Origin of the sequence: Palleronia rufa (genome assembly GCF_000743715.1) — a bacterium.
In the GTDB taxonomy this organism is placed as follows: Bacteria; Pseudomonadota; Alphaproteobacteria; order Rhodobacterales; family Rhodobacteraceae; genus Palleronia; species Palleronia rufa.
The window spans coordinates 1-18,551 of the sequence record NZ_JQEY01000013.1 but is presented as its reverse complement, the minus strand read 5'-3'; the positions used below and the strand labels follow the sequence as shown (position 1 = coordinate 18,551).

The 18,551-nt window shown below is 69.4% G+C and carries 20 protein-coding genes, 1 tRNA gene and 1 pseudogene; 10 read left to right on the top strand and 12 right to left on the bottom strand.

Annotation, left to right across the window (positions count from 1 at the left end; all coding sequences use genetic code 11):
- Positions 1-25: 25 nt before the first annotated feature.
- The 3 genes from KW83_RS14695 to KW83_RS14685 are packed head-to-tail and all read right to left on the bottom strand — an operon-like array spanning position 26 to position 1,785.
- Positions 26-376, bottom strand: coding sequence for an antibiotic biosynthesis monooxygenase family protein (locus tag KW83_RS14695; RefSeq protein WP_036180416.1), 351 nt, complete (start codon positions 374-376; stop codon positions 26-28).
- Positions 377-422: 46 nt separating this feature from the next.
- Entirely contained in the window at positions 423-1,205 is a 783-nt protein-coding gene (locus KW83_RS14690; RefSeq protein ID WP_036180414.1) for an SseB family protein, read from the bottom strand.
- A complete protein-coding gene (locus KW83_RS14685) occupies positions 1,189-1,785 on the bottom strand; it encodes a uracil-DNA glycosylase family protein (protein ID WP_036180592.1) in 597 nt (198 codons plus the stop codon). Before KW83_RS14685 ends, KW83_RS14690 begins: the two co-directional genes overlap by 17 nt.
- 282 nt (positions 1,786-2,067) lie before the next feature.
- On the opposite strand from KW83_RS14685, the gene KW83_RS14680 reads away from it, so the two are divergent.
- The 4 genes from KW83_RS14680 (at position 2,068) to KW83_RS20085 (ending at position 5,745) form a co-directional block, all read left to right on the top strand.
- A complete protein-coding gene (locus KW83_RS14680; protein WP_036180413.1) occupies positions 2,068-2,727 on the top strand; it encodes an ABC transporter ATP-binding protein in 660 nt (219 codons plus the stop codon).
- The gene (locus KW83_RS14675; protein WP_036180410.1) at positions 2,705-4,384 is read left to right on the top strand and encodes a capsule biosynthesis protein; all 1,680 of its coding nucleotides are present in this window, start codon (positions 2,705-2,707) and stop codon (positions 4,382-4,384) included. Before KW83_RS14680 ends, KW83_RS14675 begins: the two co-directional genes overlap by 23 nt.
- Before the next feature lie 79 nt (positions 4,385-4,463).
- Positions 4,464-4,538: transfer RNA gene (locus KW83_RS14670), tRNA-Gln, on the top strand.
- Positions 4,539-4,804: 266 nt separating this feature from the next.
- A protein-coding gene (locus tag KW83_RS20085; protein ID WP_161785428.1) for an IS630 family transposase occupies positions 4,805-5,745 on the top strand; the annotation gives its coding sequence in 2 pieces (ribosomal slippage) (positions 4,805-5,137 and positions 5,140-5,745; 939 coding nt in all).
- 455 nt (positions 5,746-6,200) lie between these two features.
- On the opposite strand, the gene KW83_RS14650 is transcribed toward KW83_RS20085, so the two are convergent.
- Entirely contained in the window at positions 6,201-6,905 is a 705-nt protein-coding gene (locus KW83_RS14650) for a winged helix-turn-helix domain-containing protein (RefSeq protein ID WP_152563604.1), read from the bottom strand.
- Entirely contained in the window at positions 6,877-7,182 is a 306-nt protein-coding gene (locus tag KW83_RS14645; RefSeq protein ID WP_235191433.1) for a hypothetical protein, read from the bottom strand. Before KW83_RS14645 ends, KW83_RS14650 begins: the two co-directional genes overlap by 29 nt.
- A gap of 192 nt (positions 7,183-7,374) precedes the next feature.
- Here KW83_RS14645 and KW83_RS14640 point away from each other — a divergent pair, with 192 nt between their 5' ends.
- The 5 genes from KW83_RS14640 to KW83_RS14620 all read left to right on the top strand — a co-directional run bounded on the left by KW83_RS14640 (position 7,375) and on the right by KW83_RS14620 (position 11,848).
- Positions 7,375-7,938 (top strand): hypothetical protein, encoded by a 564-nt coding sequence (locus KW83_RS14640; protein WP_036180404.1) that lies wholly within the window; start codon positions 7,375-7,377, stop codon positions 7,936-7,938.
- Positions 7,939-8,094: 156 nt separating this feature from the next.
- Positions 8,095-8,721, top strand: coding sequence for a ribonuclease HII (locus KW83_RS14635; RefSeq protein ID WP_051928545.1), 627 nt, complete (start codon positions 8,095-8,097; stop codon positions 8,719-8,721).
- Between the two features lie 109 nt (positions 8,722-8,830).
- Complete coding sequence (locus tag KW83_RS14630) at positions 8,831-9,922, top strand: site-specific DNA-methyltransferase (protein ID WP_036180401.1); 1,092 nt, start codon at positions 8,831-8,833, stop codon at positions 9,920-9,922.
- A 137-nt stretch (positions 9,923-10,059) separates the two neighbouring features.
- Positions 10,060-10,878: a hypothetical protein gene (locus tag KW83_RS14625; RefSeq protein ID WP_161785510.1), complete on the top strand. Its 819-nt coding sequence runs from the start codon at positions 10,060-10,062 to the stop codon at positions 10,876-10,878.
- Entirely contained in the window at positions 10,871-11,848 is a 978-nt protein-coding gene (locus KW83_RS14620; protein WP_036180396.1) for a hypothetical protein, read from the top strand. The genes KW83_RS14625 and KW83_RS14620 overlap by 8 nt, the downstream gene beginning before the upstream one ends.
- Positions 11,849-11,888: 40 nt before the next feature.
- On the opposite strand, the gene KW83_RS22000 is transcribed toward KW83_RS14620, so the two are convergent.
- The 4 genes from KW83_RS22000 to KW83_RS14605 form a co-directional block, all read right to left on the bottom strand.
- A complete protein-coding gene (locus KW83_RS22000; protein ID WP_051928544.1) occupies positions 11,889-12,095 on the bottom strand; it encodes a GNAT family N-acetyltransferase in 207 nt (68 codons plus the stop codon).
- A 113-nt stretch (positions 12,096-12,208) separates the two neighbouring features.
- A complete protein-coding gene (locus KW83_RS21005) occupies positions 12,209-12,538 on the bottom strand; it encodes a hypothetical protein (protein WP_161785509.1) in 330 nt (109 codons plus the stop codon).
- 63 nt (positions 12,539-12,601) lie between these two features.
- A complete protein-coding gene (locus KW83_RS14610) occupies positions 12,602-12,892 on the bottom strand; it encodes an HU family DNA-binding protein (RefSeq protein ID WP_036180394.1) in 291 nt (96 codons plus the stop codon).
- 126 nt (positions 12,893-13,018) lie between these two features.
- Complete coding sequence (locus KW83_RS14605; protein ID WP_036180393.1) at positions 13,019-14,494, bottom strand: AMP nucleosidase; 1,476 nt, start codon at positions 14,492-14,494, stop codon at positions 13,019-13,021.
- 98 nt (positions 14,495-14,592) lie between these two features.
- Between KW83_RS14605 and KW83_RS14600 the strand changes: the two genes are divergently transcribed.
- Positions 14,593-15,576, top strand: a complete 984-nt coding sequence (locus KW83_RS14600) for a DNA topoisomerase IB (protein WP_036180391.1) — start codon at positions 14,593-14,595, stop codon at positions 15,574-15,576.
- Between the two features lie 337 nt (positions 15,577-15,913).
- Here KW83_RS14600 and KW83_RS21995 read toward each other — a convergent pair whose 3' ends face one another.
- From KW83_RS21995 to KW83_RS14590, 3 genes and pseudogenes are all read right to left on the bottom strand, one after another.
- Entirely contained in the window at positions 15,914-17,041 is a 1,128-nt protein-coding gene (locus tag KW83_RS21995) for a phage protease (protein WP_152563612.1), read from the bottom strand.
- Positions 17,042-17,257: 216 nt separating this feature from the next.
- Positions 17,258-17,587, bottom strand: a pseudogene (locus tag KW83_RS21990) (phage protease); the annotation flags it as partial.
- 115 nt (positions 17,588-17,702) lie between these two features.
- Positions 17,703-18,143, bottom strand: a complete 441-nt coding sequence (locus KW83_RS14590; protein WP_152563602.1) for a Mu-like prophage major head subunit gpT family protein — start codon at positions 18,141-18,143, stop codon at positions 17,703-17,705.
- Positions 18,144-18,551: the final 408 nt, after the last annotated feature.

The following is an 18,551-nucleotide window of genomic DNA, read 5'->3' as shown; positions in this document are numbered from 1 at the left end:
CCGCGTGCCGGCGTGTCAGGGCCGCTCAGGCCGCGTCGTGATGGGCCTTGCTGTCCTCGGGCGCCTCGTCCCGCTCGAACATGCCGTAGTCGCGGATGACGCTGGCCACCCGCAGGCGGTAGCCGGCGAACACCCCGCCGCGCCCCTTGGCCTGCATCAGCCGGTGCTTGGCCAGCTTGCGCCACGCCTCCAGCGCGGCCTCGTCGCGGAACACCGACAGGGACAGCAGCTTGCCGGGGGTGGTCAGACTCTCGAACCGCTCGACGGAAACGAATCCGTCCATGCTCTCGACCAGGGGCCGCATCTCCGCCGCCAGATCGAGATACGCACCGCGCTGCCCTTCGGCAGGCTCGACTTCGAAGATGACGGCGATCATTGGCGCTCCTCCCTTGTCCGACACCGCCATAGGGCGCGGCGGGGGCTCAGCGCAAGCGCGGCGGCTTGTCGGGATCCATGCCGGGCGCCGCGGGCTGGGACGCAGGGGCGAATGCCGGCAGGTCGAACCGCAACCCCGCCTTTGCCAGACGGGCCGACACCGGGTCCGCCGCGCGGAAGAACGCGACGTCCAGGGCCCCGGCCTCCAGCCCCGAGAAGACAAGCGCCTCACGCACCGCGCGGGCCAGCGCCCCCTCTGCCCCCGGCGCGGCATCCACGAACGCCAGAAGATGCCCCCGGGCGCCCGTGTCCCAGGTGACGCCGGACAGATACGCCATCCGCGCCAGACCACGGGCCGAGGCAAGCTTGGCGTCCAGCGCGGTCAGCAGGGCGTCCGGCAGCGCGCCGGGCGCGCGGAGTTCGGCCGGACGGGCTTCCAGCTCGTCCGGGGCACCGGAAAGCGCGTCGGCCAGCCATGACACGGCATCGGGCGGCATCAGGTGGCTCGACGGGGCCACGCCGGGGTTCAGCGCCAGCCCAATCCCCCGCCCGGCCAGCATGGCCGCCAGCACCCGGCCCGACAGCGCGGCATAGGGTGCCTCTCCCTCCGCGAACCGGGCCAGCCGTTCGGGGTCGTCGAACGCCAGCACGAAGCTTCCCTGGGAGGTCTCGAAGAGCCGCGGATCCAGCCGGTCGCCCCCTTCCGGCTCGGCGTTGAGCAGCAGGAACAACTCTGCCGAGGCGAGGCGGTCGTGGAACGCCAGCCGCAGCCCGTCGTCGTCCGGGGCGGCGGTCATCGCGGCATGGGCGTCGTCAAGCGGCGTCGTCATCCATCACCTCACGGACGCGGGCCCTGAGGTCGGGCAGAAGCGCGTCCTCGAACCAGGGGTTCTTCTTCAGCCACGCGGTATTGCGCCACGACGGGTGCGGCAAGGGGAAGATGCCGGGCGCATGGTCGCGCCAGGCGCGTACCGTGTCGGTCACGCCCGCGCGGGTGCCCAGATGCCATCTCTGGGCATAGCCGCCGATCAGGATCCGCAACCGGACCGACGACAGCCCCTCCAGGATCGGCGCCCGCCAGGTCTTTGCGCAGACCGGCGGCGGCGGCAGGTCGGACCCTTTGGCGTCGTAGCCCGGAAAGCAGAACGCCATCGGCACGATCGCCACGCGGGACCGGTCGTAGAATGCGGCCTCGTCCAGTCCCAGCCAGTCGCGCAGCCGCTTGCCCGACTGGTCCCAGAACGGCGTGTTCGCCCGATGCACGCGGATCCCCGGCGCCTGGCTGGCGATCAGAAGCCGCGCGCCGGGGCGGAACCAGATCACCGGGTTGGGGCGATGCGCCGTGGCGGTCGCCGCGAAGCGCGCCGAGCAGATGGTGCAGGCGCCCAGGCGCGCGGTCAGATCGTCCATGGTGCCGCAGATATGGCCCCGCCGGAGCACCTGCAAGCGCGGCAAGGTCGCCGCGGCGGGCCGCTACCGCGATACGCGAATGCCGCGCGGTTGCGGCGCCGCGAAGGCCGGCGATGCTGCCGGTCCGGTGCCGCAAATGCGCCCGGAGAGGCCCAAGCTTGTCCCAACAGGGAAAATATGGCCTTAATGTAGTCAGATTGCAGTGCTAGGCCGCCTCGCGGTGCGGTTGTGTTGTTTCATCTCCGTTCCGCGCAGTGACCCCGGCGAATAGTCCATGGCCCGATGATCGAATTCGACACCGTCTCCAAGTCCTTCTGGACCGGAACCCAGCGCAAGGTCATCCTGAACCGGGCATCGTTTCGCGTGACGCTGGGCAATTCCCTGGGGATTTTGGCGCCCAACGGGACTGGCAAGACGACGCTGGTGAATATGATGGCGGGACTGGAGAAGCCGGATGACGGAGAGATCCGGCGCACCTGTCGTATCTCCTTTCCGCTGGGCTTCATGGGGGGTGTGCTGGGCAAGCTCTCGGCAACGGAGAATTCACGCTTCATCGCCCGCCTCTACGGGCTCGACCCCGATTACATCGAATCGTTCTGCCGCTGGGTCTGCGGCCTCGATGAGTACTTCGACAGACCCGTCGGCACGTATTCCAGCGGCATGCGCGCGCGGCTCAGCTTTGCGCTGCTGCTGGCGCTGGATTTCGACATCTACCTCATCGATGAGGGGATGCCCGCCACCGCGGATGTCGAATTCAACAAGAAGGCAGGCCACATCCTGCGCGAGCGGCTTGAGACATCGACCCTGGTGATCGTGTCACACCAGCCGGAAACGCTGGAGAAGTTCTGCCGCTCTGCGGCCGTGCTGCACAACGGTCATCTGCACATGTTCGACACACTGGAAGAAGCGAAACGGCTCTATGACTACGAACTCCAAGCCTAGGAAGTTTCGCATCCGCACGTCGAGCCCGCTGGCCGGCGCCACCGGGCCCCGCGATGCCGGCGGCTCAGATGCGCCGTTCACACCGTCCCCGTCCGACGTCGGGGCCGACGACTTGGCGGACGGCGCCGGCACGGACGGCGGATCGGCCGCGTTCCGGATCGCCCCGGACGCGTTCGACGCGGAGCCAGAGGACCGTGGCGACCCGCCCCGCGACGTCGGCAGCACGGACCTTGCCGACATCCGGCGTGAGGGGCTGACCGGCCGCCAGCTTCGCATGGCGCGCAGGCTGGCGCAGAAGAACGGCCTGACCGTCGAGTCGGATTTCGACGCGGTGCGCCAGTTGCGGTTGAACGGCACCGACCCGTTCGAACGCTCCAACATGCTCGAACTCGTGGTGCCGGACGCCCAAGGATCGGACGATCCGCCGGACCGCGCCATGCTGCCCCAGACCGTGGCCGGGGACAGCGTTCCGGCCCCCCAGGTGGCCGCGCCGCCACCGCCGGACCCCACCTACCAGGTGAGCCAGCTTAAAGAGATCCAGCGCGACATCGCCAGGCGCCGGCGCCGCAAGCTCGCGCTCCTCTTCGCGCGGCTGGCGTTCTTCGTGGGGCTGCCCACCGCGATCGCGGGCTACTACTACTATGAGGTCGCGACGCCCATGTACGCGACCAACACCGAATTCGTGATCCAGCAGGCGGAAACCGGCGGCACGGCGCTGGGCGGCCTCTTCTCGGGCACCGGCTTCGCAACAAGCCAGGATTCCATCACGGTGCAGTCCTATCTGACCTCCCGCGATGCAATGCTCCGCCTGGATCGCGACGCGGGCTTCAAGGCGCATTTCAGCCAGCCGGAGATAGATCCCATCAAGCGCCTGCCGGCCGACGCCACGAATGAAGACGCCTATTCCATCTACGCCGACAACGTGCAGATCGGCTACGATCCCACGGAGGGCATCATGAAAATGGAGGTCGTGGCCGCCGATCCGGAAACCTCGTCGCGGTACTCCCGCCTGCTTCTCGACTACGCCGAAGAACGCGTGGACGACCTGACCCAGCGGCTCAGAGAGGACCAGATGTCCGGCGCGCGGGCCAGCTACGAGGAAGCGGAAACCAAGATGCTGGACGCCCAGCGCAAGGTTCTGGAGCTTCAGGAACGGTTGGGCGTGCTCGATCCGGTCGCGGAATCCGGCTCCGTCATGAGTCAGGTGACCAATTTCGAGATCCAGTTGCGCCAGAAGCAGCTGGAGCTTCAGCAGCTTCTGTCGAACCGCCGTCCGAGCGAGGCGCGCGTCGCCGGCGTCCAGGGAGACATCGCCCGCCTGCAGCAGGCCGTGCAGGAGTTGCGCGGACAGATGACCGACGGTTCCGGGGACGCGGCGTCCCTGGCGCGGGTCACCGCCCAGCTGCGCATCGCCGAGACAGAACTCCAGACCCGCACCGCACTGATGCAGCAGGCGCTCCAGCAGCTTGAGACTGCGCGGATCGAAGCCAATCGTCAGGTGCGTTATCTTTCCCTGGGCGTGTCCCCGATCCCCCCGGATGAGCCTACCTATCCGCGCGCGTTCGAGAACACCTTGCTGGCCTTCCTGATCTTCTCGGGCGCCTACCTGATGATGTCGCTGACGGCCTCTATCCTGCGCGAACAGGTATCCAGTTGACCCGGCGAGGGGACGGTCGAAAATCGCTCGGCCTCCCCTTGCACAGCCCGCGCCCGGGCTCTAGAACGCCGCTCACCGTTGGGGTGTAGCCAAGTGGTAAGGCATCGGTTTTTGGTACCGTGTATCGTAGGTTCGAATCCTACCACCCCAGCCATCATCTTAAAAAACGTATTTATTTCAGAGTTTTAGCTGTTCCAGCTTGGTAGGGCTGGGTCGCAGGTTACACAGGCGTTTACACAGGCCTCGACGTGACCGCCGTAGCTGTTCGGAGCGATGATCTGAAGTGGTCCCAGGAAATCGGACAGGTAGCTAATCGGACAGGTAGCTAGAGCGGGATGAAATCAGCCTGAATCGATAGAGGATTCACAGGCCTGCATTTTGGTGATTCACTGTTGCCGACCACAAGATGGAGGGCGAGTAGTGGGTAGAGCACTTTCAATGGACCTTCGAGAGAGGGCAATGGCGCGGCTGTTGGGGGGCGAGAGCGTGCGTCAGGTCGCAGCGGCCCTGGATGTGGCTCCGTCCAGTGTTGTGAAGTGGTCGCAGCGTTTGCGTGCGACCGGGAGTTGCGCTCCGGCAGGGACAGGCGGCCACCCGCCACGCAAGATTGCAGGCGGGCATGAGGCGTGGCTTCTGGAGCGGATAACGGAGCCGTTCACACTGCGCGGACTGGTGGTGGAACTGGCCGAGCGCGGGCTCAAGGTCGACTACCGCACCGTCTGGGCCTTCGTGCGCCGCACGGGCTACTCGTTCAAAAAAAGACCCAACTCGCCGAGGAGCAGAACCGCCCCGACGTGAGCCGCCGCCGTGTGCGCTGGAAGCGGCACCAGGGCCGGATCGACCCCCGTCGTCTCGTGTTCATTGATGAAACCTGGGCCAAGACCAACATGGCCCCGCTGCGCGGCTGGGCTCCCAGAGGTGAACGCCTGATCGGGCGGGCCCCGCATGGTCACTGGCGCACCATGACCTTTATCGCAGCGCTGCGTCATGATCGGATCGACGCGCCCTTTGTTTTGGACGGTCCCGTCAACGGCGAAGCGTTCCGGGCTTATGTCGCGCACGTGCTCGTCCCAACCCTGCGCCCGGGCGATGTGGTGGTTATGGACAATCTGGGCAGCCACAAAGGGCAAGCCGTGCGGCAGGCGATCCGTAACGCGAAAGCGCATCTACTTTTTCTGCCGCCCTACAGCCCCGACCTGAACCCGATTGAACAGGTCTTCTCGAAGCTCAAACACATGCTCCGCAACGCAGCCGAGCGCACAATGGAGGCAACGTGGCGCAGGATCGGGACACTGCTCGACCGCTTCAGCCCACAGGAGTGCGCGAACTACCTCGCCAATACTGGATACGCTTCAAGCTAATCTCATCATGCTCTAGCCTGTCGGGTGCGGGGTCGTCGCCCCCCACCTTGGGAAATCGAACGCTGATTTCATTGGATTTTCTTACGGAATCAGAGCCCAACATTCCGCCCCGGCCCCCACCACGTGACAAAGCCAGTGAAACGCACATTGCAGGCGACTGATTTCATGTGTCTTTTTTCGGGGTGGTGACAAAGTAGCTGAAAGCGCTCAGCTCGCAGGGGGCTCCGCCCGTTCGTCGCTGAAATCGCTCCACTGGAGCGATTTCCGGGCGCTCGCAGGGGGCTCCGCCCGTTCGTCGCTGAAATCGCTCCACTGGAGCGATTTCCGGGCGCTCGCAGGGGGCTCCGCCCGTTCGTCGCTGAAATCGCTCCACTGGAGCGATTTCCGGGCGCTCGCAGGGGGCTCCGCCCGTTCGTCGCTGAAATCGCTCCACTGGAGCGATTTCCGGGCGCTCCTCACACCATGCGGATCACGTTCTTGTCGATGGACAGCATATAGCCGCGCCGCGCGATGGTGCGCACCAGAAGTTCGCTGACCATCTGGTTGCCCAGCGCGTCGCGAAGCCGCTTGATCCGGGTCGCCCCCGCCGCCTCGTCGCAATCGGCGGCGTTGCGGCCCGATACCATGGCCTCGATCTCCGCGCCCGACAGGATATCCTCATCCATCCGCGCCTCGGCCAGGACCGACAGGGTCTCGATCGCCGCCTCGGTCAGGGTGAACTCCATGTTGTTGAGATAGACCGTCCGCTCCTCGCGGCTGATCAGAAGCGACGACACCTGGATGCCGGCGCGCTCGATCTCGCCCATGCGGCGGTAGAGCGCGACCATGGCCACCAGGAACAGCAGCGCCGCCACCAGCAGCGCCACGGCGAACACCATCAGCACGAAGATCACCACCCGGTAGCTGGTCAGCACCTCAGAGAACGCCGTCCCGGATTGTGCCAGGATCTCCAGAAGCCGGATCGACCGGCCGCCGGTCAGGTCCGAATTTTCAACGAAAATTCGCTCGACCCTCGCGTTGAAGGCATTGGCGTCGGGCAGGCTCAGGAACAGGCCCACTGCCGTGAGCCCCAGGATCAGCACGATTCCCACGACCCCGGCCGCGATCAGCCGGGCGATTCCCTTCGAGCTGTCAATACCTGAGGTAAAACGGGCCAGCATCTGACCTCCTTTGTTCGGCCTGCTGGGGCGTCAGCTTGCCCATCACGGTCAGGAGTTCCCAGCCGTCCGCCGCGATCCGGCCGGCCACGGCCGGGCCCGGGTTCGCACATTCGGCATCGGCGAGTTCGATGATTCCGTAATGGAGCCGCAGCGGGGCGTCACGCTTGGCCTTGTACTCGACAAGGCAGGCGGCATCGGCCGCAGCGGCGCCCAGGACAAGAACCAGCGCGACCAGAATCGGCGTCAGGAAGCGGGGCATGGCGGTTGCGTCCTTCATCGTGAAACGTCGCTCCCCGGATCCGCTCTCATCCGCCGTGAGGCAATGACAGCCCACGCTAATCCGCACTGTCATCCGATGACAAGCGCCCGTCATTGCCTGTCCCGCGGCACCGGCCCCAGCTTCCGGCCAGACCGCGGCGCCTCCCTGCCCGACCGGCTCCGCAATACCGATCGACCGAAGGAGACCACCATGATCAAACCGCTTGCGGCTGCCGTGCTCAGCCTCGGCATCGGCTTGGCGCCCGCCTCAGCCGCGCCGGCCCGCGCCGGAGACCGGCCGGACATCGCCCAGCCGGACATTGCCCAGATCCTGGGCGCTCTCGCGCTTCTGGGGATCGCCGGGAAGGCCTACGGCGACTACCGCGACCGCAAGGACGCGGACAAGGACGCCGAACGCGCGGCCCGGTCCAGGCCCAGCGACCGCGCCGCCCCCGCCTGGGACCGCGACCGGGACCGCGACTGGGACCGCGACTGGGACCGCGCGCGGGGGCGTCACGGGGGCCGCGACGGCCATCGCGACCGCGGCGCGCGCCGGGACCGGACCCTGCCGGCGGGATGCGGCATGTCCGTTGACGCGCGCCACGGCCCGTCCCGGGTCTACGGAAAAAGATGTCTGGAACGCCGCGGCCTGCGCACCGAGCGCCTGCCGCGCGGCTGCGAGACCTGGGCAAGGGTCGGCAACCGCTGGCGCGGCTCCTACGGGGCGCGCTGCCTCGAGGCAAAGGGATGGAGGGAGGCGCGGCACCGCGACTGAGTGCGGCCCCCTCCGCCGCGGTCGCGCCGATTCAACCCGCACATCTCGCCGTGCGCGATCCCGGCCGGGCGGAGGCGTCAGCCTCCGCCCATTTTCTTGTCCAGACCTCCGGCCGGAACGCGCCGTTGCGACTTGCCAGCCGTCCGGCCCGGGTCCATGTCCACCCCGATGCCCGACCTGCTGCTCGAATCCCGCCTCCATGCGCAGGGCGCCCGACTCGTCGCCGGCGTGGATGAGGTCGGCCGCGGCCCCCTTGCCGGCCCGGTGGTCGCGGCCGCGGTGATCCTGCGGCCCTGCCGCGTGCCCCAGGGGCTCGACGACAGCAAGGCGCTCGACGCCCGCACCCGCATCCGCCTGTCGGATGAGATCGCGCTCTGCGCCCATGTCGGCCTGGGCCAGGCGACGGTCGAAGAGATCGACCGCGTCAACATCCTTCAGGCGACCTATCTTGCGATGTGCCGCGCCGTCGAGGCCCTGCCCGTCACCCCCGACGCGCTGCTCATCGACGGCAACCGGCTGCCGCCCCGCCTGCCCTGCCGCGCCGTGCCGGTGGTGCGCGGGGACAGCCTTTCGGCGTCCATCGCGGCGGCCTCGATTGTGGCGAAAACGCGGCGGGATCAAGGCATGCTGACCCTGGCGCAACAATTCCCCGGATACGGCTGGGAGACGAACATGGGCTACGGGACCCCCGCGCATCTCATGGGACTGAAAAGACACGGTGCGACCACACACCATAGACGCAGCTTCCGGCCCGTCCACAATATCTTGTTTCAAGAAAATTAACGACGTCTTACGATCAAATAGTTTTTGCGACTCTCCCGCCGGCTTTGCATCCTGCCCCCACAACAAGCGGCCCACCGAAAAAAACCGGGCCGCACATGAGGCAGTGAGCATGAAACCAGCGACAGAGGCAGCCCCGCTGCCCCTCAACGATGTGCTGTGCGGCGATTGCATCGAGGTGATGGAGACCCTCCCGGAGGCCTCCGTGGACCTGATCTTCGCCGACCCGCCCTACAACCTCCAGCTCAGGGGCGAGCTGCATCGCCCGGACAATTCCCGCGTCGACGGGGTGGACGACGCCTGGGACCGGTTCGCCAGCTTCGGGACCTACGACGCCTTCACCCGGGCCTGGCTGGCCGCCGCGCGCCGGGTGCTCAAGCCCGACGGCGCGATCTGGGTGATCGGCTCCTACCACAACATCTTTCGCGTCGGGGCGGCGTTGCAGGATCAGGGCTACTGGATCCTCAACGACGTGGTCTGGCGGAAATCCAACCCGATGCCGAACTTCCGGGGCAAGCGGCTGACCAACGCGCATGAGACGCTGATCTGGGCCTCCCGCGGTGAGAAATCGCGCTACACCTTCAACTACGACGCGCTGAAGCAGCTGAACGAGGGCACGCAGATGCGGTCCGACTGGGTGTTGCCGATCTGCTCCGGGCACGAACGGATCAAGGATGCCGACGGGCACAAGGCCCATCCGACCCAAAAGCCGCAATCGCTGCTGCACCGGATCCTGATCGGCACGACAGAGCCCGGGGACGTGGTGCTGGACCCGTTCTTCGGCACCGGCACGACGGGCGCGGTGGCCCGGATGCTGGGCCGCAGCTTCGTCGGGATCGAGCGCGACCCGGCCTATATCGACATCGCCCGCGCCCGGCTGGAGCGTGTGCGCCCCCTGGACCGCAGCGCGCTGGAGGTCACCGCCGCCAAGCGGTCGGAGCCGCGCGTTCCCTTCGGCACCCTGGTCGAGCGCGGCCTGCTGCGGCCGGGCGAGAGCCTGTTCAGCGCCAAGGGCGCCGTGGCCAAGGTCCGCGCCGACGGGACGCTGGCGACCAAGACGCACAAGGGCTCCATCCACCAGGTCGGCGCGGCGCTGGACGGCAGCCCGTCCTGCAACGGCTGGACCTACTGGAGCTTCCTGCGCGACGGCCGCCGCGTGCCCATCGACACCCTCAGACAACAGATCCGGTCGGAGACGACCTGACACGCGTTACCGCCAGTGCCTCCCGTCCGCGCCACATGCGCGGGCCCGGACGGCACGACCTTGCCCCGCCATCCCCCTGGGATGCGCGGGGTTTTTTTGCGATTGCCACGCCGGTGTCGACGGGCCAGTGTCCGGCTGTGTTGCGCGCGTGGCTGATCCTTCTGGGCGGCGGTCTGGCCTGCCTGAGCGTACTGGCCGCCCGGTCCCTTCCCGGGACATGGATCTGGCTGTCGATCCTGGCGACCCTGTCCTTCACGGGAAGCTACGCGGTGTCCGTCGCGGTGCGCCGGACGTTGATCGCCGCGGCGCTCGACCCCGGCACGCGGCTCCGGCGGCTCGTGACCGGCCGCATCGGCGCCGCCGCCCGGGCCGCGGCGACCGCGCTGGCCACCGTCCCGACCCTGGGCTACGTGGCCATGACCGGCGCCCGGCAGGAGGTCCTGCTGGTCGTGATCGCGGCCATGTCCACCGCGATGGCGCTGGCGGTGGCCGACCGGCAGCTTGCCGGCCGGATCCGGGCCCCGCTGCGGCTGGCGATCCTGCGGCCGGCGGTCGTCCTGTCGCTGGCCGCCGTGCTGGCGCCGCTCCATATGTGGGTATCCTACGCGATCCTGCCGATCCCGCACTGGGTCGCGCCGGACCGCTTGGCGCGCACGGTCGCGGACGGGCTGGCCGCGCTGCCGCCCGCGCCCTGGCCGGTCGCGCCCGCCTTCCAGGCGATCCGGGCGGTGGACGCCCTGATGCAATGGCTCCTGGCGCAACCGGCCCTGGGCGGGCCGCTGCCTCTGGTGCTGGCGCTGCTGAAGGGCGCGGCGGTGCAGGGCGTCGCCGCCAACTTCGCCGCGGATGCCGCCGCCGCCTGCCTGGTCGCGGGCAGGCCGGTCGCGGGCAGGCCGGTCGCGGAAAGGCCGGTCGCGGAAAGGCCGGTCGCGGAAAGGCCGGCGCGCCATGACTGACACCCCGCCCGCATCGCAGCCGCGCCGCCGCAACTGGGCGGCGGCCGGTTTCTGGTCGGTCATCGTCGTCTTGGCGATGGTCGTCCTCGGCATGATCGCGGCCGTGCTGCTGCGCGACCCGCGGTCGGCGGCCGCGCCCGCGCCACCGCCCGCCCCGGTCGAAAGGGTGATAGAAGAGGGCACGGTCGCCGCCATGGTCTATCGCGCGGCCCGGCGTGCGGACGACCGCATCGCTTCGGACAAGGCGCGGATCCTGACCGCCCTGTTCGCCCCCGTGAACGCCGCCGTGCCCGCCTATCTCGATTTCCACTACTCGGTGATCGGCGAATACACCGAACTGTCCCAGGCGGCGTTCGGGACGATCTCGGACGGGCTGACGGACCGGCTCTACAACGGTTTCGACGCGCGGCTGGCGGCCGGCACCGCGGACATCGCCGCGCTCTGGCAACGGGCCTTCGCCCGCGAACTGGACCGCGAGATCTCGGCCGAGATCGGCACCGGCGCCGTCGTCGCCGACGTGACCCGGATCGTCCTGGACGACACGGTGGACCGGATGCGGGTCGGCCTGCCGGTCATGGCGATCGCGGGAAGCGCCGGCGCCGCCGCGGGCGGCAAGCTGGCCGCGGCCACGATCGGCAAGGCGGCGGTCAAGGGCGGCATGAAGGTCGCGGGCAAGGGCATCGGCAAGCTGCTCGCCGGGGCCGGCACCGGGGCGGCCCTGGGGGCGGCCCTGGGTCCGCCGGGCATGTTCGTCGGCGGCGTGATCGGCGGCATCGGCACCTGGTTCGCCGTGGATGTGCTGGTGCTCACCCTGGACGAGGCGCTCAACCGCCCCGCGTTCGAGGCCGAGCTGCGGACCGCCATCGCCGCCCACCGGGGCGAGGTGGCCCGCCGGATCGACGCCGCCCTGGCGGAGCCGGTGGTCGGGGCCATCCGCACGCTGCGCGACCGCCACGACGCGGCCCGGTGACCCCGCGGCGCAAAAGAGCCGCCCCGAAGGCCCGCCCCCCTTACGCGACGTCTTGAGATCGCCGGCGGTCGGTCTCACGAAGGCGCTTGTGGTCCAGGACCCCCATGATCCAGTCGTCGTGCCCCTCTCCGTCGATCAATGCCGCCTCGCGCCCTACTCCCTCATGGCGGAAACCGCATGACAGATAGCAGCGGATCGCACGAGCGTTGAAAGCGCGCACGCGCAGATCGACACGATGCAGCGCCATGAGGCCGAACGCGTGACCGAGGCAAGGCGAGATGGCCCGGCGCCCGATACCGCAGCCGAGTTGAGCGTCGGAAAACAAGCCGATCGCAGTTCGAGCCTTACGGTCAGCCTCGCTCAGCGACTGCAGGCGGATATGTCGAACGGTTCGCCGTCCGCATCGATCATCGCTCCGAAGGGCTGCGCTGTCAGCCGGCTGAGCCGTTCTGACGATCGCCCCATGTCGGGATTGGGGACCGCACCGGTGCTGCCGCCATAGATCCGAAGGATCGAGGCTTGCGGCGGATGGGCGAAATGTGCAGCCGCGTCGGACGGCTCCGGTGCGCGAGGCCGCACATCCGGGGCGATTACCTCCCTCAAGACAATCCTCCGGGTTTTCGCCGAAGACGACTTGGGGAACGGCCTGGCCCAGAGAAAGAGCGCCGCCGAAGGATCGGCGGCGCTCATCGACATCTACCGTCGGTGGCGGGCCGCGAAGGCGGCCCTTCCGTCTGGCCCGTCAGGGCCGGATCAGTTGTTCACACTGTCCTTGAGGGCCTTGGCGATGGTCATCTTCACCACCTTGTCCGCGTCCTTTTTCATCTGCTCGCCGGTGGCCGGATTGCGCACCATGCGCTCGGGACGCTCGCGGCAGTAGATCTTGCCGACGCCGGGCAGGGTCACGGCCCCGCCGGACGACACTTCTTCGGTAATGATCGCGGTGATCGCGTCGAGCGCCTCGGACGCGTCTTTCTTCTGGGCATCCATCTTGTCGGCAAGCGCCGCGACAAGCTGCGTCTTGGTCATCGGTTTCTGGGCCATCTGCCTGTCTCCTCAAGTTTTCGCCTATGCGGCTGTGTGCAGGACTTAACGCCATCTTGCCGCGCCTCACAACAGTTTGTGTGCATCACCGTCCATAAAACAAGGCAGATCGGCCGTTTTTCACCGTCACAGAAAGGCGGTTTCCTCGAACGAGCGCAATTTGCGGCTGTGAATGCGCTCCAGCGGCATCTCGCGGATCGCCTCCATCGCCCTGACCCCGATCAGCAGGTGCCGCGCGACCTGGGTGCGGTAGAAGTCCGTGGCCATGCCCGGCAGCTTCAGTTCGCCATGCAGCGGCTTGTCGGACACGCACAGCAGCGTGCCGTAGGGCACCCGGAAGCGGAAACCGTTGGCGGCGATGGTCGCGCTTTCCATGTCCAGCGCCACGGCGCGCGACTGGCTGAGGCGCTGCACCGGCCCGGACTGGTCGCGCAACTCCCAGTTGCGGTTGTCGATGGTCGCCACGGTGCCGGTGCGCATGATCCGCTTGAGCTCATAGCCCTCAAGCTGGGTCACGCTCTCGACGGCCTCCTCCAGGGCGATCTGGACCTCCGCCAGGGCCGGGATCGGCACCCAGACCGGCAGATCGTCGTCGAGCACGTGATCCTCCCGCAGATAGGCATGGGCCAGCACGAAATCCCCCAGCCGCTGGGAATTCCTGAGGCCGGCGCAATGGCCCACCATCAGCCAGGCATGGGGCCGCAGCACGGCGATGTGGTCGGTGGCGGTCTTGGCGTTGGACGGGCCCACGCCGATGTTGACCAGGGTGATGCCTTGGCCGTTCTCCCGCTCCAGGTGGTAGCTGGGCATCTGCGGCATCTTGGCCGGCGGCTCCAGAACGTCGTCCGGGCCGGTGATGCGCTGGTTTCCCGGACCCACGAAGCCGGTGTATCCGGAGTCCGGATCACCCAGCGCGGCGCGGGCATAGACCTCGAACTCGTCCACGTAGAACTGGTAGTTGGTGAACAGCACGTGGTTCTGGAAATGCACGGGATCCGTCGCCGTGTAATGGCTGAGCCGCGACAGGGAATAGTCGATCCGCTGCGCGGTGAACGGCGCCAGAGGATGCGAGCCGTCGGCAAAGGCGAACCCCTCTCCGTTGACGATGGCGTCATGCGTGGTGCTCAGATCCGGCGTGTCGAACACGTCGCGCAGGCTGAACGTCATCGCCCCGTCCTGGGGCACCGTCAGGCCGGGATCGTTCGCCACCGCGAAATGCAGCGGCATCGGCGTGTCGGAGACGCCCACGTGAACGGCGGTGCCTTGCGTCTTGAGCAGCAGGGTCAGTTGCTGGATCAGGTAGTTGCGGTAGAGATCGGGCCGGGTGATGGTGGTCGAATAATGGCCCGGATGCGCCACATGGCCAAAGCTCAGCCGGCTGTCGGCAGGGGTGAAGCTGGTCGCGGTCAGGCGGATCTCCGGGTAGAAGGCGCGATAGCGCACGCCCGGCGCGCCGTCGGACAGGGTGGCGGCGAACCTGTCGGACAGGAACGCCACCGCCGCGCCGTAGAGATCCTGCAGCCGCCGGACCGCCGCGGCCGCGTCGGTGAAGGCCTCCGGCGCGGGCAGGTCCGGGGTCTCGATCGGCAGGGTCTCGGTCATGGATGCTCCTGTTTGGTCCCCGCACTAGCCCGAACGCCCGGCCGCGCACAAGCGACGCAGGGCGGAACCGCCGCCGCGCCGGGCGGTTTTCCCCGGCCATGACCGAAACGCCCGACCTTGTCTATTATCCCGACACCCGGCCGGGGATCACCCGCAGGCGGGCCGGAAGGGGCTGGTCCTACCGCGCGCCCGACGGCACGCGCATCGCCGATGCCGCCGAGCGCGCGCGCCTCGACGCGCTGGCCGTGCCCCCCGCCTACGACGATGTGTGGATCTGTCCGCGCGCCGACGGGCACCTGCAGGCCACCGGCCGCGACGCCCGTTCGCGCAAGCAGTACCGCTACCACGAGGCCTGGACCGCGTTCCGCGCGGCGCGGAAATACGCCGACCTGCCCCGCTTCGGAGAGGCGCTGCCCGGCATCCGCCGCCGCATCCGCCGCGACCTGAACGGCGAGGCCGGCGACCGCGGCTTCGCCATCGCCGCCGTCCTGGCGATGATCGACCGGCTGTCGCTGCGCGTCGGCAACCGCGACTACGCCGATGAGAACGACGCCTACGGCGCGACCACCCTGCGGCCCCGCCACGTGTCGCTCACCCCCGACGCGCTGAAGCTCGACTACCGCGGCAAGGGCGGGGCGCGGATCCGGCGCAGCCTCAGGGACAAGCGGCTGGCGCAGGTGCTCCACCAGCTCGACGACCTGCCGGGCGCCACGCTGGTGTCGTGGGTGGACGACGCCGGCGACACCCATGAGGTGACGTCGAGCCAGGTGAACGCCTTCCTGCACGACATCGCCGGCGACGAGGGGTTCACCGCCAAGACCTTCCGCACCTGGAACGGCACCGTCGCGGCGATGGACGTGGCCCTGCGGGAGGAGACCCTCAGCATCAAGGCCATGGCGGAGGCCGCGGCCCTCACCCTGGGCAACACCCCGTCCATCGCGCGCAACAGCTACATCCACCCCAAGGTCATCGCCCTGACGGAAACGGATCTGCCCGACCGCCGCGGGATCGCCGCGCGTGCCCCCGCCCGGCGCGGACTGCGCGCGACGGAGCGGGCCGTGCTGGCGCTGCTGGACGATTGATCCGCGCGAAGCGTGCGGGCGAGGGGCGCTGCCCCTCGCGCTCCCCGGGATATTTCGGGAAAGATGAAGGGGGGGGGCGCTTCATCTTTCCCGAAATATTTCGTGTTTTCACCGGGTTTGTCACCGGGTTTCGGTGGGTTTGTCGCTGGAAGGGGACGGAGGTCCGGCGTCTGGCGGGAATGGTGCGACGCCGGATGGGGTCGGGATCGGGGGGTCGCGTTTCGCCGGGGGGTCCGGCAGGCGTGGATGGCGGGCGGGACGTGGCCACGGCGTTTGCGACCTGCGCGAATGTCATGCGGTCGATCCGGTCGCTGGCGAAGGCGCGCGGGTCCGGGTCCTATGTCGATCCGGCGCGGCCGTCGGGATCGGTGCGCGCGCCGGTGCTCCTCGGGCGGTGTGGCGGGCGGGGTGAACGGGGTGTTTCGGGGGCGTCGAACGTCCCGTTCACGGGCGGCGTCGGGCGCGGCCCGGACGGTTGCCAGCGCGGCGGCGGCGTCGTCCACGGCCGCGAGGGCCGCAGGCCGTGCGCCGGAKCCGTCGGGGCGCCAGGCAACGCGCCGGATCCGTCGGGGGCCGCGGCGGTCATCCGCGGCGCACGGGCCCGACCGACCGCGCGGCTGCCCTTGCAGGACATCGAGCGCCATTCCGGGCCGCGTCGATACGTGCCGCGCCCGTCATGGCGACGCCCTCCGGACGCAGGGCCCGTGCCGGCGCCCCGAATGCCGAAGCGGCATGTGCGGGTGCCTTCGCGCGCTGCTCGTCGCGTTCGGACATGCCGCGGATCTGCGGACAAGGCGGCACGGGAGGCGCCGAACCTGGCGGACCGGGGCGAGCGATGGACGCGCTCCGTTCGGCCCGCACGCCTCCCGAACCCGAACCCGGACCCGGACCCGGCCGCGTGTCGCCCCCGGCCCGCGGCCGGCGATGGGTCAGCCGAAGGCGCTCGGCCCGAGGGTCGAGCCGGCGGCAGGGCGCGGCGGTGCCGGCATCCACCTGAGCCGCGCCGGGTGCGCGCGGGCGCGGCGGCGGCGTCGTCCACGGCCGCGAGGGCCGCAGGCCGTGCGCCGGATCCGTCGGGGGCCGCGGCGGTCATCCGCGGCGCGCGGGCGCGGCCGGCGCTGCGGCTCGGACAGCTTCGCGACGGGCGCGGCGGTGCCGGCGTCGATATGCGCCGGGCCGGATGCGCGCGGGCGCGGCCGGTGCTGCGGTTCGGACAGCTTCGCGAACGGCGCGGCCGAGGATGAGAGGAACTCGTCGAAACTGTCGGGCGACTGGCGGCGGAGCGCCCCCAATCGCGCATCGCGGGCGTGATGTGGCCCGCGACGGTTGCCGCGTCCACGCGGGCCTCGGCTTCCCGGTCGGACATGCTGGCGGACCGGTCGCGATGGGCGCGCATCAGCTCGGCGACGGCTGCGACGGGCGCGGAGCGGGCCGGGTCCGGAGCGGCGCGGTTCTCGGCTGTCATCCCGTCCGGGGCGGCGCGGATCGCGTCGATGTCTGCATCCCCGGGCCGGGGGCGGCGGCGATCCGGGCGAGGTCGGTCGGGTCGGTGGCGGGGTCGGGTTCGTTCATCGTGGCCTCCTGGCGGGACAGGGCGGTGAGTTCGAGGTTCGGTTCGCGGACCGGACCCGCGCCCTCGACGCGCGGGATCTTGCTGCGGGGCGGGGGTGGAGACGGGGCTCGGGCAGCGGTCCTCCCGCGCGGGGATCGTCGCGCGCGCCCGTGCCGTCCACTCGACACGGCCCCATAGCCCGTCCGGCCCGGCGACCGGTTCCCCGATCCGGCCCGCGGCCGGGACCGGCCCGTTCTTGCGAAGCGCGAGGTGGGCCGAGGGGTGCGCATGGTCCACGGACGGGTCCACACCCCGGTCGCGGGTGCGCCGGATGACCGCGGCCGGATCGTCCGTCCGGTCGCGCCGCCCGGCACGGCTTGCCGGAGCGATGTTCGCGCCGGTGCTCCTCGGGCGTTGTGGCGGGCGGCTTGAACGGAGTGTTTCGGGGGCGTTGAACATCCCCTTCAAGGGCGGATGCAAGAGCGGCGCGAGCGGTGGCCAGCGCGGCTGCGGCCTCATCCAGAGCGGCGAGGGCCTTAGTCATCGGATCGGGCGTATCGGTCACGTCTTGGCTCTATTGGTAGGGCGGCACGGGAGACGCGCCGACCGGGATGAGGTGGACGGGCCGGGTCCGCGCCGTGCCGTCCGGCAGGCGCTGCGCTTGGCGGATGGCGGTCGGGGCGGCCATGGTCGGCCCGCCGGGAACGGCGTCACGACCGGCTCGGCCGCCGCCTTGCGGGGGGTGGAACCGGATCCACCCCGGCCCCGGCATTCGCCCCGGCATCGCGGGCGCGGTCCTCCATCTCCCGCCGGTCTCGGTCAGCTCGGTATCGAGGATGTGCAGCGCGTCGTCTTCCAGCTTCGGCGGGACGACCACGGTGTTCGGCGTGACGCCCGGGATGCGGCCCTTGCCGCGGCGCGGGCGCCTCATCGCGGTGCGGGCGGAGACCTCGTTCCGGACCCGTGCGCGGGGCCTTCGAGGCGAAGCCGAGATGCCACGGGCCGAAGCCCGCATGCACCCGCGCGCGGACGCCGCAGAGGACCTCGCCGGTCATGAAGACATGCGCATCGCCGGGGCGGTTGATCGCGTTGAACCCGTCCCGGTCGAGCCGTGGATCCGGTCACACCCGCCATGTGAACGCGCGTCGCGCGGGCGTGCTCTTCGGACAGGTGCAGCTTGCCTTTCGCGACATGCAGCAGCGCGATCTGCCGCCKGGCGATGCTCATGGCGCGGGCGTGTCGAAGAGATACCAGGCCGGACCCGGCGTGCCGGACGTGCCGCCATCGCAATTGCCGACGGTCCGCATCCACGGTCGGGCGATCGGCGTCGAAGACCGCCTGACCGTCATGGCAGAGCGCCGAGGCTCCGGGTTCCAGCAGGCCGTAGAGGGGCTCTTCGGGMGGCAGCCGCGCGGTGTGGCCC

Bases quoted from the DNA above. Each gene is read 5' to 3' on its own strand.
- KW83_RS14695 (WP_036180416.1), bottom strand. From the start codon at position 376: ATGATCGCCGTCATCTTCGAAGTCGAGCCTGCCGAAGGGCAGCGCGGT.
- KW83_RS14690 (WP_036180414.1), bottom strand. From the start codon at position 1,205: ATGACGACGCCGCTTGACGACGCCCATGCCGCGATGACCGCCGCCCCG.
- KW83_RS14685 (WP_036180592.1), bottom strand. From the start codon at position 1,785: ATGGACGATCTGACCGCGCGCCTGGGCGCCTGCACCATCTGCTCGGCG.
- KW83_RS14680 (WP_036180413.1), top strand. From the start codon at position 2,068: ATGATCGAATTCGACACCGTCTCCAAGTCCTTCTGGACCGGAACCCAG.
- KW83_RS14675 (WP_036180410.1), top strand. From the start codon at position 2,705: ATGACTACGAACTCCAAGCCTAGGAAGTTTCGCATCCGCACGTCGAGC.
- KW83_RS14650 (WP_152563604.1), bottom strand. From the start codon at position 6,905: ATGCTGGCCCGTTTTACCTCAGGTATTGACAGCTCGAAGGGAATCGCC.
- KW83_RS14645 (WP_235191433.1), bottom strand. From the start codon at position 7,182: ATGAAGGACGCAACCGCCATGCCCCGCTTCCTGACGCCGATTCTGGTC.
- KW83_RS14640 (WP_036180404.1), top strand. From the start codon at position 7,375: ATGATCAAACCGCTTGCGGCTGCCGTGCTCAGCCTCGGCATCGGCTTG.
- KW83_RS14635 (WP_051928545.1), top strand. From the start codon at position 8,095: ATGTCCACCCCGATGCCCGACCTGCTGCTCGAATCCCGCCTCCATGCG.
- KW83_RS14630 (WP_036180401.1), top strand. From the start codon at position 8,831: ATGAAACCAGCGACAGAGGCAGCCCCGCTGCCCCTCAACGATGTGCTG.
- KW83_RS14620 (WP_036180396.1), top strand. From the start codon at position 10,871: ATGACTGACACCCCGCCCGCATCGCAGCCGCGCCGCCGCAACTGGGCG.
- KW83_RS22000 (WP_051928544.1), bottom strand. From the start codon at position 12,095: ATGGCGCTGCATCGTGTCGATCTGCGCGTGCGCGCTTTCAACGCTCGT.
- KW83_RS21005 (WP_161785509.1), bottom strand. From the start codon at position 12,538: ATGAGCGCCGCCGATCCTTCGGCGGCGCTCTTTCTCTGGGCCAGGCCG.
- KW83_RS14610 (WP_036180394.1), bottom strand. From the start codon at position 12,892: ATGGCCCAGAAACCGATGACCAAGACGCAGCTTGTCGCGGCGCTTGCC.
- KW83_RS14605 (WP_036180393.1), bottom strand. From the start codon at position 14,494: ATGACCGAGACCCTGCCGATCGAGACCCCGGACCTGCCCGCGCCGGAG.
- KW83_RS14600 (WP_036180391.1), top strand. From the start codon at position 14,593: ATGACCGAAACGCCCGACCTTGTCTATTATCCCGACACCCGGCCGGGG.
- KW83_RS14590 (WP_152563602.1), bottom strand. From the start codon at position 18,143: ATGCGGGCTTCGGCCCGTGGCATCTCGGCTTCGCCTCGAAGGCCCCGC.